The organism is Amnibacterium kyonggiense (assembly GCF_004364555.1).
GTDB classification, from domain to species: Bacteria; Actinomycetota; Actinomycetes; order Actinomycetales; family Microbacteriaceae; genus Amnibacterium; species Amnibacterium kyonggiense.
In genome coordinates, this window is sequence record NZ_SOAM01000001.1 from 1636815 (window position 1) to 1649177 (window position 12363).

The window sequence follows — 12363 nt, forward strand, 5'->3', positions numbered from 1 at the left end:
ATGCCCGAAGGTCACTCGATCCACCGGATCGCGCTGCAGTTCCGCCGCAACTTCGTCGGCCACCGCGTCGCCGCGTCGAGCCCGCAGGGGCGATTCGCGGCGGGCGCCGCGGAGCTGGACGGCCGGGAGATCGTCGCCTCGACCGCGGTCGGCAAGCACCTGCTGCTCGGGTTCGAGGGCGACCGGACGCTGCACGTCCACCTCGGCCTCTACGGCGCCTGGGACTTCGCGGGCGAGGTGAGCGCCGATCCGACCTTCACGTCCGCGAACGGCCGCATGGGGCAGACGAACCAGCGCGGCACGTTCCTCGACGACACGACCGGGCTCCGTCCCGGGGCGCTCGAGGAGGCCCCGGCGGCGCTGCTCGCCGTGTCCGCGGAAGGACCCGCCGAGCGCAACCTCAAGGTCGACGCGCTGCCCGAGGACAGCCTCGGCTCGATCGGTGCGCCCCGCCGCACCCGCCTCCGCATGTCGGAGTCGGATCGGGAGGTCGGTGACGAGCAGGAGGGCGAGTTCCCGCCGCCGCCCGTCGGCCAGGTGCGCCTCCGGCTGCTCACCGAGACCGCCGTCGCCGACCTCCGCGGCCCGACCGCGTGCGAGGTGTTCGACCCGCAGCAGGTCGAGAAGCTCCTCGCGAAGATCGGCCCCGATCCGATGCACGACGCGAGCAAGCAGGCGGAGGACCGCTTCGTCGCCCGCGTGCGCAAGTCCGCGACACCGATCGGCCTGCAGCTGATGGACCAGTCCGTCGTGGCCGGGATCGGCAACATCTACCGTGCCGAGCTGCTGTTCCGCGCCCGCCTGAACCCGCACGCCCCCGGTAAGACGATCCCCGAGGCGGCACTGCGCAGGCTCTGGAAGGACTGGGCGCACCTGCTCGCGATCGGCGTCGAGACCGGGCAGATGATGACCCGCGACGACCTGAAGACCGAGGACGACTACCGGCGCGCCATGGCGAGCCGCGAGCACCGCCACTACGTCTACAAGCGCACCGGCGAGCGCAGCCTCCGCGGCAAGGGCACCGTCGTGATGGAGGACATGGGCGGCCGGAACCTCTACTGGGCACCGGGTTGGCAGACCCGACCCGAGGCGTGACCGGGCTGCTGCTCCGCCGGGCCCGCGTCGACGGCGCCGTCGTGGACCTCCGGATCCGCGACGGCCGGGTCGCGGCGATCGCGCCCGAGCTCGTCGCGGAGGGCGAGGGGGTCGTCGACCTCGATGGCCGCGTCGTGCTCCGCGGGCTGTGGGACGAGCACGTCCACGTCACGCAGGCCGCGCTCGCCGCCGCCAGCTTGCCGCTCGGCGGGGCCGGGTCCGCCGCCGAGACGCTCGCGCTCGTCCGCGCCGCCGTCGACCGCGCCGCGCCCGGCGAGCCCGTGGTCGGCATGGGCTTCCAGGACGGCGTGTGGCCGGACCGGCCGACCCGGGCGGCCCTCGACGCGGTGGCGGGGGAGCGGACCGTCGTGCTCGTCAGCCACGACGTGCATGCCGTCTGGCTGTCCTCCGCGGCCGCTCGCCGCTTCGGGGTGAGCCCGGGGGAGGACGGGATGCTCCGCGAGGGGCCGGCCTTCGCGGTCGGGCAGCGGACGAACGCGCTCGCCGCGGAGCGGGTGGAGCACGCGGTCGTCGACCTGCTCGCCGCCGCGGTCCGGCGCGGGGTCGTCGGCGTCGTCGACCTCGAGATGACCTGGAACCGCGACGTCTGGCTCGAGCGGGCGGCCGACGGCTGGGCCGGTCCGCGGATCGAGGCGGGCGTCTACGGCGTCGACGTCGAGCGCGCCGGCCGGCTCGGGCTGCGCACCGGCGGCCCGATCGATCCGAGCGGCCTCGTCCGCGTCGGGCCGATGAAGGTGCTCATCGACGGTGCGCTGAACACGCGGACCGCCTACTGCGTCGATCCGTACCCGGACGGCGGCACGGGCGTCCTGACCGTCCCGCCGGACGAGCTCACCGCGCTTCTGCGCCGGTCCGCGGCGGCCGGTCTGCTGCCCGCGGTCCACGCGATCGGCGACGCCGCGGTCACGATCGCCCTGGACGCCTTCGAAGCCGTCGGCGTCCGCGGCCGCATCGAGCACGCGCAGCTGATCGCCGACGCCGACGTCCCGCGCTTCGGCGCCCTCGGCGTGACGGCGAGCGTGCAGCCGGCGCACCTGCTCGACGACCGCGAGGTCGCCGCCGAGCACTGGCCCGGCCGCACCGGGCGCGCCTACCCGTTGCGCGCGCTCCTCGAGACGGGCGCGACGCTCGCGTTCGGCTCGGACGCGCCGGTCGCCCCGCTCGACCCGTGGCGCGCGATCCGTGCCGCCGTCGAGCGCGCGCTGCCGGGGGAGGCGCCGTGGCACCCGGAGCAGCGGATCCCGCTCGAAGCCGCGCTCGACGCCTCGACCCGGGGCCGCGCACGGCCGCAGGTCGGCGATGCCGCGGACCTCATCGCGCTCGACGGCCCGCTCAAAGCTCTCGACCCGGACGCGGTCGCGCTGACCCTGATCGCGGGGACCGCGGTGCACTCGACGCTCTGACCGCTCGCTCCGACTCCGCTGGTCGAGGTGCGAGCGAAGCGAGCCTCGAGACCACCCCGCACCCGCCACACGCGGTGCCGCGCCGCAGTTCACCCCGCGGCCATGGTCAGGCCACGTGCACGTTCACCGGATCCCGCACCATCGAGCCATGCCCGTCCTTAGCATCGCCGAGACCGTGACCCGCCCGGCCTCCGCAGCGCTCGACACCTGGTTCCCGTCGAGCATCACCCGCGCCGGGGCCCGCGCCGACGCGCTCGTCGCGGAGCAGGGCCGCATCGCCGAGGCCATCGCGGTCACGGTCGCGCGGATGGGCGTCGAGCTCGACCCGGACCGCCTGGACGCGCTCACCGAGGAGACGACCGCGCTCTTCGCCCGAGCGGAGGAGCTCCGCCTCGCGCTCGCCCTCGCGGCACGCGCGGCGGACGACACCTGGCTCGTCGCCCTCGACCTCGACTGAGATCGTCGCGTCCGCCGGCGCGGCCGAGGTGCCTCGGCCACAGGATGGGCTCCGAACCCGCGCGTCGACTAGTACACATGTTCGAATCTTGTGTAGAACTGGTTCGTGGGGAGCAACCGGAGGTACGCGGAGACGCTGCAGCGGCGGAGGCTGAATCGGGAAGCCGAGCGGGCGGCGCTCGTCCCCGACTCGCTGACCGAGGACGAGCGCGGCGCGGAGGTTCATCGGGGCAGCCCGGTCCCGGTGAGGGCGTGGGTGACGTTCGCGGGGCAGCCGGTCCGCGTGCTCGCGACCGCGATCGAGTGGACCGACGTCGCCATCCATGTCGTGTGGCCCGGGCTCGGGGACGAGGGCCGCGACGCGTGGGTCTGGATCGGTGCCGTCGAGCGGATCGAGCCGTGAAGCAGCCGTTCCGGATCGTGTCGGTCGAGTTCGAGATGCGGGTCCCCGGTCACCCCGAGCCGACGCACGTGATCCGCCGCCTCAAGCTGCAGGGGTCGGAGCGCTTCCGGGTGGTGACCTGGGCTCCGAGGAGCGAGGGTCGCGAGCTCGTCGGGTACTTCGACTCGGGCGACGCCGCCGCGGAAGCGGCGTGGCGGCGGTACTGCGACGCTGCCGCGTCCCAGCACGAGCTCGCATCGCGGACGCACGGCGGCGCCGAGCGCGGCGGACCGGCCGCGACGCGATGACCGACCCACGGCGAGGCGCTGAGCCGATACCGAGCCGGAGGCCTGCGAGCCGGTAGGTTGTTCGCGGCGCTGCCGACCCGAGGTCGGCTCCACGGCGCTGCGGGGATGTAGCTCAATGGTAGAGCTCCAGTCTTCCAAACTGGTGGTGCGGGTTCGATTCCCGTCATCCCCTCCGCTCAAACCAGCATCCGACTAGGAGTTTCCTCTGATGGAGAGCCAGCAAGCCGAACAACGCTAGGGCGCGCTACCGATCCGCTACCGATGGCGGACAGCGCCCCGGCAGATTCGGAGTCCGCGATGCCGCGGAAGAAGAGCACCTTCGGGACGGTCGTGCCGCAGAAGAGCGGGCGGTACTCGGCTCGGTACCCCGACCTGAGCGGCAACCGCCACTCGATCAAGGGCACGTTCGCAACCAAGCCGGAGGCATGGGCGGCGCTCGCGGCGGTACAGACCGACCTGGCGAGAGGTGCGTGGATCGACCCGTACGACGGCGAAATCTTGTTTGCCGACTTCGCGGAGATGGTCGCCAAGGCTCGTGAGAACGAGTTGCGTCCGCGCACCCAGCGGGAGAACGGCTACATGCTGAAGGCGCTGAACAAGACGTTCGGGAAGAAGTCGCTCAACAAGATTTCGCCCAAGGATGTCGCCATGTGGTGGTCCGCGAACGCGGCGACGCCAGTCGGACGCCGCAACAAGTACGGCTTGCTGTCGAACATCATGAGGACCGCCGTGGAGTGGGAGTACATCGCGAAGTCTCCCGTTCACGTGAAGAACGGGTTCAAGGACGTGTCGAAAAAGCGGCCCGTCTGGAGCACGATGCAGTTCGAGCGAGTGGTTCAGCACCTGGACCCCGAGTTGCAGCGCGCGATGCGGGTGCTGTACTCCACCCACCTCCGCATCAGCGAGGTGTGCGGGTTGAACTGGAGCGATTGGGACTCCAAGGAGAACGTGCTGTCGGTGCTGCGTCAGGCGGACCGCGAGCACACCGCGCAGACCGTGGACGTGAAGACCGGCGAAGACGGCCAGAAGGCCATCACGCCGCTCTGCATGGGCATCGCAGCCCTGCACGAGCAGCAGCAGGCGCGGCCCGGCATCGGGGGAGCCGCGATCTTCCGCGGGCCGAAGGGTGGTCGCCTGCGGGCGCGACACCTCGGGAACAAGTGGCGCGACGCCTGCGCGGCGGAGGGAATCGCGAACTTCCACGTCCACGACGTGCGGCACACGAGCCTGACCGCCGTCGGCCAGAACACGAAGAGCCTCTCGACCGTCAAGGACCGTGGCGGGCACACCACCGTCCAGGCGGCGATGCGGTACCAGGCAGCGACCCGCGAAGCCGACCGTGCGGCGGTGCAGGCGACAGATGCGGCACTGCTCGCGGAGTTGGGCTAGGTGTCACTCTTGACCTCTGGAAGAGTCGCGCCGTGCACCATCCGTTCGCCCTCGCGCTGATCGTGGTGCTGCCTGCGCTCGTCGTGCTGCTGTACTTCGTCGCCAGGCGAGACCTCCGCTTCACGCCGTCACCGCTGCACCGCATCCTGGACCCGATTGCGATGAGCGTGATGATGCTGTTCTGCATCGGGCTCGCGATCTTCCTCGCCGTGATGCATTGACCGACTCGAAGAACACGATTTGACGAATGTCAGGGCCATAACCTCGCGGCATGTACGAGATTCAACGCACGTCGTGGTCGGAGGCCGTGCTGCTCGATGACGTGCGCGGCTGGGTGCCGCTGGAGGAGACCGGGTTCGACTCGGCAATCGCGTGGGCGGTGCCGCCTGGCTGCCTCGGGTACCGACCTGTTGACGACACCGGTCGTGTTGTTGAGTTCTACGACGAACAGCCCGATGGTGCTCAGCACTGGCAGAGCCGACCGTTCGCCGCCGAGGACCGTCAGAAGGTCGAGGACTTGGCGAACTGGTATCTGGGGGAGGCGGGCATCCCGCCGCAACCGCCGAGCGTGCAGTGGTTCATCAAGGAGTCCGTGGCCTTTGGTCCCGACACGGCTCGACAGATCATGGGGGCGATCTTCGAGCGCAAGGGCAGTGACCCGGAGCGAATCCTGGATGACCTCATCGCGGTAATCCCGAAGGTCTACGGGTAGTTCGACCGGCTCGAAGAACACGACTTGACGATTGTCACGCGTTCTCAGAACGAGAACTAGCCTCCGCGGGGCCGGTTGAGACAAGCGTCAAAAGAATGGGGTGGAGCGAATCGCCGCCGTGATCAGGAATTCGATGTATTCGCACGGCAATAAGCGCTGAATACGGAATTTACCTGAGAGAGTAATGGTGGGAGCCGACCCTTGGACAAGCGGCTCCCACCGGGAGTGATACCGATGGTCAGCGTACCTGTACACGCGGACGAGAGCCACCCACAGCAGGTTGCGACACACCTTTCGGTCTTCAAATCCGACGGTGGGCGTCAAGAACATGATCTTGACGAGTGGTGCTCGATCATGGTGACGGTCGCGGTGGAGTTCGTGTTCAAGAACACGCCGCACCCCAACTGGACCCGTACTGATCTGGTGCTGTCCAACGTCTTCGCCAGCAGCGTCGGAGCGTGGCGGTTCCGGCACATGCATGGACGTGCTCCCGCACCTGGTGAAGTGCATGACCAGGTGGGCAGTGGGAGCACGAGTCCTGAGCGGGTGGAACTACTTCGTCGGTGCTTACAGGTGCTGAGCGCACTACCCGTGAATGCGACGGAGAACGAGGCTTGTGCTGCTCTCGTGCAGGGTATGCAAACGGACCTATCCATGCCCGTAGGGCTGGATCACGAGGGTTCTGGTGCTCACGAGCAAGACGCGGCGCAGCAGCAAGATCAGGCGCCTGATCGTGCCCGGAGGGCACAGCAGGGCAGCAGGGCCATGAGGAGACGGGTCAGGGGAAAGCAGCGTCAGCATCCGTTCCCGAGGCTGGTGTTGAACGTGAGGACGGACTACGCGAAGAAGGTCGTCATCCACCTGGGCAAGCAGGGGCTTCGTGCTCTGCGTGCCGCGCAGCGGGCAGGTGAGCCGTTGCCCAGCACGGAGGTGTTGGCGGAGATGTTCGTGGAGGAGGTGTTCGCCGCGAACGAGGCCCGTCGTGTTCGGGATCGCGGGTTCATCATCTCGGTGGATGCGAACAACCCGATGCCGTCGAAGCGCAAGCACACGGGGGCCTGGTGGATCGAGTACGGCGAGGTGTGGCGCCTATCGGAGTCTGCTGCGGCGTTCGCGGTGCGGATGTACGACCCGAGTCGGCTGGATCAGGAGCGGGAGTTCGGGCGCCGTGGTGGGCTGGCTGCTGCGGGCTCACACCACAAGCGGTTCACGGTCGAGATGGTGCGCTCGGTCGCGCATCTGTCTATCGCGGGAGCGGCTGCGGTGCTGGGGTGCTCGAAGCGGACGATCTGCGCCAGGAGGGCCGAGATTCGACTTGGTGAGGCACGGGCACATGCGCTTGCAGTCAAGGCCGCAGCGGGGCGCACACGGACGTACAGGGCCACGGAGCCGGTGGCGTTGGCGAACGGCTTGGACACCTCGTGGTTGGACCGCATGAAGGCCCGACAAGGTGGGCGTGAGGCGTGGCTGTTCGGGGGGCAGCAGCGGGCACGGATGGGGCTGCTCAGAACGTGATCTGACTGATGTCGGTGGTCAGGAGCAGGCTGTTGTCGTGGACGAGGTGACGAACGAGGTCTGCCGGGAGTGAGGTTCCGAGGTGCTGTACCGGCACCGGCAGTCACAGAACTTTGGGCCGGAGCGGATGATCACCATGGCGTGGCGATGCTCGAACCGCCACTGCCGGAACTTCGACCCGAACAACCACACCTTCGGATGGGCCGTCTCCCCGCAGAACGAGAACTGAGGGCATCGCTCGGCGCGTTTCTCGTTCCCGGCTTGCGGCGGGCTTTATGGTCCGCGCATGACTGCTGGCACCCGTGCGCCCGACTGGTACCGCATCGACGGCAAGAAGATTTTCTGGGACGGGCAGCAGTGGCTCGACCAGTCTGGTCGCGTCGTATCCGGTCCGGATGCTGAACCCGACTCCGCCCCCGCCGCGTTCGTGACCCGTGGTCCCGAGCGCCCGCGCGGTGTGCCCGCGTGGCCGTTCGTGCTCGGTGTGCTCTCGCTGGTCATCGGGATCGTCATGCTCGCGCTCCCGGCAGGGCAGCAGCAGGCCGACAACCTCGATCTGGTCGGCGCGGCGCACGTGGTCTTCATGCAGTACATCGGCGGCATCCTGCTCGCCGTCAACGGCTTTGTATGGCTCGCGGCGGGTGCCGTGATCGCCTACGTCCGCCCGTCCACGGCGCGCTGAGGTCACCGGTCGGACAGGGCTAGTTCGTGACTTCGGGCTCCACCAGCGTGTTGATCAGTCTCGGTACAAGGTGTCCTCGGTCGCAGGTCCAGATCGGAGCGCCCCGGTCGTAATCCTCGGCGGCGGCGACCGTGGCCGTGCCGCTGCAACCTCCATGAGGGCACGGTCGGGTGCGCGGCTCCTCGTGCATGGGCAGGTCGTAGAAGCCCGTGAGCACGAACTACACCGGGTCGGACTCGACGGGGGCCCGCCACACGTCGGAATCCTGCCGCTGCCACTCACCAGTGCGATGCACACCCAGCACGCGAAGCCCGCCGTCGGCACGAGTCTTGGAGAAGTTGAGCCGCTTCCCGGCGCTGACCGTCGCGTCCTGGGTAAGAGGCCCGGTCTCGTCCTCCAGCCCGATCTTGATGTAGTCCGCGCTCACCACAGCGATTGCACCGGTGACCGGACGGACGGGCTCGGGGTTGCTCATTGCCGCACCGTAGACCGCGACGAGTATCGAGGGCTAGAACGAGAACTAGGCCGTCGTCGGCTCGGGCTTCTTGTACGCCTTCGCCAGCGGGTTGACCGGCCACACCATGCCCCGCTGATCGAACTGGAACAACGCGATCCCGCACTCGTTCGCGAACTGCACCGCGTTCGTATTGAACCCGGTCAACGCGTAGAACAACACCCGGTCCCGACCGTGCGCAGCACCACGAAGTTTCTGCACCTCCGGTCGCCCGACGGGCTTGGAGAAGTACTTCACCTGCGCCACGCCCCACCGGGACACCACGTCGATGCCGCTGTCAGCACCGGCAGGAGTCGTCCGCGCGTCGGAGAACCCGTACGCCCGCATGTGGTTCGCCGCCATTTGCTCCGCCGCCTGCCACGACAGCACCGGTCCACCGACCTGCGTGTACCTGACCTTCTCGGCGCGCGTGCCGACGACGCCCGCGATCATGGCTGCGACCGCGATGCCGCCGAAGATCACGCAGATCGCGGCGGGCCATCCCACTGGCATGAGCGTCGGCGTCGAGACGTTCGCGAAGATCACCATGCCGATGAGCACGATCATCAGCAGCACGACCGCTCCGGCGCCAGCGGCAGGAGTCGTCTGATCGGATGCGTGGCGTCGGGCCATGCCGAGCACGGTAGGTGCCGCATCTAAAACCAGTGGAACGGCACGCCCGTTGACGCCTGGAGTGGACTCCACCGCCGCGCGCACCGCTGATCCGCCTCCTGATAGGACCATTTGCCCGCGACGCTCGGGGCGTAGTTGCACGGTTTCTACTAGCCCTGTGTCAGGGTGACAGCAACCTGCACGGGGACGAAGGGGACAGGACAATGGAGTTCGAGGAACGACTGTTCGCGCTCGCGACGAAGATCAAGAACCAGCGCGCTGCGATCCTGACGGAGGAGGCGACGAAGAACGCCTTCGTCATGCCCTTCATCTCGACGATTCTCGGCTACGACGTGTTCAATCCCTTGGAGGTCGTGCCTGAGTTCACCGCCGACGTGGGTGTCAAGCGCGGCGAGAAGATCGACTACGCCGTCATGCGCGACGGCGAAGTGCAGATGCTGATCGAGTGCAAGAAGTCCACCGAGGCGCTGCGCGTCGAGCACGCGTCGCAGTTGTTCCGGTACTTCGCCGTGACGAACGCGCGCATCGCGGTGCTGACGAACGGCGAGGTGTACCAGTTCTACACAGACCTTGACGCACCGAACCGGATGGACGAGAAGCCGTTCCTCGTTCTCGACATGAACGACATCGACGAGACCCTCGTCCCCGAGTTGAAGAAGTTGACCAAGGAGTCCTTCGACCTCGACTCGGTGCTGAACGCCGCGGGCGAGTTGAAGTACATCGGGCAGATCAAGCGCGCCATCGCGAAGCAGTTCAAGGAGCCCGACGACGAGTGGGTGAAATTTTTCACCTCACGCGTCTACGAGGGCTCGTTCACGCAGAAGATTCGTGAGCAGTTCAAGACCCTGGTGACCAAGGCGACGGCGCAGTACCTGAACGACCAGGTGAACGAGAGGCTGAAGACCGCGCTCGGCGCCTCCGCTCCGTTCTCGCTCACCGCGGAGGCTCCGCAGGAGTCCGTGTCGTCGGCACCGGTGGCGGAGGCGAACATCGCCCAGGACTCCGACATCGTGACGACCCCGGAGGAGTTGGAGGGATACCAGATCGTCAAGGCCATCGCGTGCTCCGAGGTGAAGCCGCAGCGGGTCACGCACCGGGATGCGAAGTCCTACTTCGCCGTGCTGATGGACGACAACAACCGCAAGCCCGTTGCTCGGCTGCACTTCAACGGCGGGAAGAAGTACCTGGGCACCTTCGACCCGCAGAAGAACGAGACCCGACACCTGCTGGATTCGTTGGAGGACATCTACATGCACGCGGAGGACATCCGCGCTTCAGTGCGCCTGTATCGCGGCGAAGCCTGAAGCCTCGATTCAACGTCGGAGCCGTCCGGCAGCATCCGGTCATGAACGAGAAGTGCTCGAAGTGCGGCTCGGCGCCGGAGATGCGGACCGGGACGATCACCGACTACGACGGCACCGAGACACAGCAGGTGCCGCTGCGCTGCCCCAACCCCGAGAGCGAGTACCACGACCGGGCGAATCTTGATTTCGACTGGCTTGTGCCCGCGTGATCTAGTTCTGGCCGGGCAGGTAGGACGACGCGGCCACGCCGACCGGCAGCAGCACGATCACGGCGCAGACGACGATCAGGGCTCGCCCTCCGCCGGGGTCCTTCCGACGGACGTAGATGCCGCTGCCGAGCACAAGCAGCCCCACCAGAGCCACCACGCCGTAGATGATGTACACCACGAGGGCGATGGCCGTGACGAACACGAAGTCAGCCGCCGATGTTGAGGTCCGCGTGACCGCCGAACATGGTGGAAGCCTTGTAGTGGACGATGCCGCGGCGCCCGAACTGCAACCCGTAGACCTTCTCTCCGCGGAGCACGCCTTCGATGGAGTACGGGAACGCGCAGGACTTGAACAGGTCATCCGGGCTCGGTGCCGAACCTGGCTCCAGGTACCCGAACGCGAGCACCTTGCCGGATGCGTCCACGGCGTCAATCTCGGCGCCGGTCTTGAAGTCGCTGTAACCGCTGCTCGACATGAGTTCGCACGGCATCGTGCCCTGCGAGGAGCCGGTGATGTTCCCGTCGTCGGTGACCGTCACGACGCCCTTGACGGTGCCCGTCGGGGGAGCGGTGGTGACCTTGACTGCGGGCGTGGCCGAGCAGGCGACGAGGACCATCGCCGTGGTCAAGGACATGGCGAACGTCGCGGCGATCTTGTGAGAGGTGCGGGCCATGTGGGTACTGCCTCTGCTGCTGATGGGTGCCCGAACCCTAGTGATTCCAGAAAGCCACCGGATACCCCCAGTTCCTAGGCATCGTCCTACGTCAGATGGCGACCGGCCAGAATCACCGTCTTGTTGTGTAGATAACCGGCTGAGAAATCTTCTCTGGCGTGAACTAGCGGAATTGGCTGGCGATGGTAAGCGGTGGAGGAACCGATTATGCCTTTGCCGTGCCGCTGCTGCACCACACCGGACCGTGCCCGGCTGGACAAGATGCTGCGCTCCGGTGCCACGGTTCGGGCCACCGCGGCGAAGTTCGGGATGTCAGAGTCCAGCGTCGGACGGCACCGGGCTTCACACCTTCAGGTGCCCCTGCTCCGTGACGTGCAGGTCAACGAAGACGGCTCCACCGTCATCGACAGCCTGGCCGCACTCGTCTACGCCATCGAGGGCTCGACCAAGGTCATGTCGAACTCCATCGCGCGGAACCAAGGCGGGCTGGCCCTGAAGGCCGCGACGACGACGCGCATGTTGTTGCGCACCCTGACCACGGACCTCGGCATCACGGACGTGGAGACCGCGAGGTGGCTGCTCTCGGCCAACAACCTCGCCCGCGGCGTCGTCCGCCTCGCTCGCGCTAACCCGGACGCCGGGCGTGCTCTTGCAGACCTGCTGAAGGACACCGACCCCGAGATGGCAGCGCAGGTCATCGAGGTCATCGACACCACCGCCGCGAAGGAGACCGCAGCATGACGACCACCGACCTCGACCCCGAACTGCTCGCGCTGGAGGGCTCCACGCTGTGGGTCCTGTCTCCGGGCGGACTCACCGTGGTTCTTGAAGTCCTCGATGACGATCTGTACGGCTACCCGAAGACCGCGAACCTGAAGCGCGGTCAGAGCATCGTGCTCACCGAGCCCGTGCTGCGCGCGAGCCTGGACCGAAAGGGTCACTCCTGGCTGCTCGACTCGGAACTTGATCAGCGCGACAAGTACGGGCACGTCCGCTTCAGCCTCGATGGCTGGCCCGAGAACGAGCCCGTCATGGTGCCGGGCAGCCCCGAGGCGCTGTACCAGGCCGATCAGGAGCGTGCCTTGGC

Annotated in this window: 18 protein-coding genes and 1 tRNA gene; 15 read left to right on the forward strand and 4 right to left on the reverse strand. The window is 67.7% G+C overall.

Annotated elements, in window-relative coordinates:
* From CLV52_RS08275 to CLV52_RS08325, 11 genes are all read left to right on the forward strand, one after another.
* Positions 1-1095, forward strand: a complete 1095-nt coding sequence (locus CLV52_RS08275; protein WP_133765736.1) for an Fpg/Nei family DNA glycosylase — start codon at positions 1-3, stop codon at positions 1093-1095.
* Positions 1092-2519, forward strand: coding sequence for an amidohydrolase (locus tag CLV52_RS08280; protein WP_133765737.1), 1428 nt, complete (start codon positions 1092-1094; stop codon positions 2517-2519). The genes CLV52_RS08275 and CLV52_RS08280 overlap by 4 nt, the downstream gene beginning before the upstream one ends.
* Positions 2520-2667: 148 nt before the next feature.
* Positions 2668-2976, forward strand: coding sequence for a hypothetical protein (locus CLV52_RS08285; RefSeq protein ID WP_133765738.1), 309 nt, complete (start codon positions 2668-2670; stop codon positions 2974-2976).
* Positions 2977-3081: 105 nt separating this feature from the next.
* The gene (locus CLV52_RS08290; protein WP_133765739.1) at positions 3082-3378 is read left to right on the forward strand and encodes a hypothetical protein; all 297 of its coding nucleotides are present in this window, start codon (positions 3082-3084) and stop codon (positions 3376-3378) included.
* Positions 3375-3665: a hypothetical protein gene (locus CLV52_RS08295; RefSeq protein ID WP_133765740.1), complete on the forward strand. Its 291-nt coding sequence runs from the start codon at positions 3375-3377 to the stop codon at positions 3663-3665. The genes CLV52_RS08290 and CLV52_RS08295 overlap by 4 nt, the downstream gene beginning before the upstream one ends.
* Positions 3666-3766: 101 nt before the next feature.
* A tRNA-Gly gene (locus tag CLV52_RS08300) sits at positions 3767-3837 on the forward strand.
* Between the two features lie 125 nt (positions 3838-3962).
* Positions 3963-5054: a tyrosine-type recombinase/integrase gene (locus tag CLV52_RS08305; protein WP_162850758.1), complete on the forward strand. Its 1092-nt coding sequence runs from the start codon at positions 3963-3965 to the stop codon at positions 5052-5054.
* Positions 5055-5086: 32 nt separating this feature from the next.
* The gene (locus tag CLV52_RS08310; protein ID WP_133765742.1) at positions 5087-5275 is read left to right on the forward strand and encodes a hypothetical protein; all 189 of its coding nucleotides are present in this window, start codon (positions 5087-5089) and stop codon (positions 5273-5275) included.
* A 50-nt stretch (positions 5276-5325) separates the two neighbouring features.
* A complete protein-coding gene (locus tag CLV52_RS08315; protein WP_133765743.1) occupies positions 5326-5766 on the forward strand; it encodes a DUF5956 family protein in 441 nt (146 codons plus the stop codon).
* A gap of 354 nt (positions 5767-6120) precedes the next feature.
* Entirely contained in the window at positions 6121-7281 is a 1161-nt protein-coding gene (locus tag CLV52_RS08320; protein WP_133765744.1) for a hypothetical protein, read from the forward strand.
* A 286-nt stretch (positions 7282-7567) separates the two neighbouring features.
* Entirely contained in the window at positions 7568-7963 is a 396-nt protein-coding gene (locus tag CLV52_RS08325) for a hypothetical protein (RefSeq protein WP_133765745.1), read from the forward strand.
* 220 nt (positions 7964-8183) lie between these two features.
* On the opposite strand, the gene CLV52_RS08330 is transcribed toward CLV52_RS08325, so the two are convergent.
* Both CLV52_RS08330 and CLV52_RS08335 read right to left on the reverse strand, forming a co-directional pair.
* A complete protein-coding gene (locus CLV52_RS08330) occupies positions 8184-8438 on the reverse strand; it encodes a hypothetical protein (RefSeq protein WP_133765746.1) in 255 nt (84 codons plus the stop codon).
* A gap of 45 nt (positions 8439-8483) precedes the next feature.
* Positions 8484-9089 (reverse strand): restriction endonuclease, encoded by a 606-nt coding sequence (locus tag CLV52_RS08335; protein WP_162850759.1) that lies wholly within the window; start codon positions 9087-9089, stop codon positions 8484-8486.
* Positions 9090-9292: 203 nt separating this feature from the next.
* On the opposite strand from CLV52_RS08335, the gene CLV52_RS08340 reads away from it, so the two are divergent.
* Both CLV52_RS08340 and CLV52_RS18355 read left to right on the forward strand, forming a co-directional pair.
* Entirely contained in the window at positions 9293-10393 is a 1101-nt protein-coding gene (locus CLV52_RS08340) for a type I restriction endonuclease (protein ID WP_133765748.1), read from the forward strand.
* Positions 10394-10434: 41 nt separating this feature from the next.
* Positions 10435-10602: a hypothetical protein gene (locus CLV52_RS18355; protein ID WP_162850760.1), complete on the forward strand. Its 168-nt coding sequence runs from the start codon at positions 10435-10437 to the stop codon at positions 10600-10602.
* A gap of 1 nt (position 10603) precedes the next feature.
* On the opposite strand, the gene CLV52_RS08345 is transcribed toward CLV52_RS18355, so the two are convergent.
* Together CLV52_RS08345 and CLV52_RS08350 are read right to left on the reverse strand one after the other, a co-directional pair.
* Positions 10604-10804 (reverse strand): hypothetical protein, encoded by a 201-nt coding sequence (locus CLV52_RS08345; RefSeq protein WP_133765749.1) that lies wholly within the window; start codon positions 10802-10804, stop codon positions 10604-10606.
* A gap of 4 nt (positions 10805-10808) precedes the next feature.
* On the reverse strand, positions 10809-11276 hold the full coding sequence (locus CLV52_RS08350) for a hypothetical protein (protein ID WP_133765750.1): 468 nt from the start codon (positions 11274-11276) through the stop codon (positions 10809-10811).
* 192 nt (positions 11277-11468) lie between these two features.
* Between CLV52_RS08350 and CLV52_RS08355 the strand changes: the two genes are divergently transcribed.
* Both CLV52_RS08355 and CLV52_RS08360 read left to right on the forward strand, forming a co-directional pair.
* Entirely contained in the window at positions 11469-12017 is a 549-nt protein-coding gene (locus tag CLV52_RS08355; protein ID WP_133765751.1) for a hypothetical protein, read from the forward strand.
* Positions 12014-12363: hypothetical protein (locus CLV52_RS08360; protein WP_133765752.1), on the forward strand; the 350-nt coding region annotated here is incomplete at its 3' end. The genes CLV52_RS08355 and CLV52_RS08360, both read left to right, overlap by 4 nt.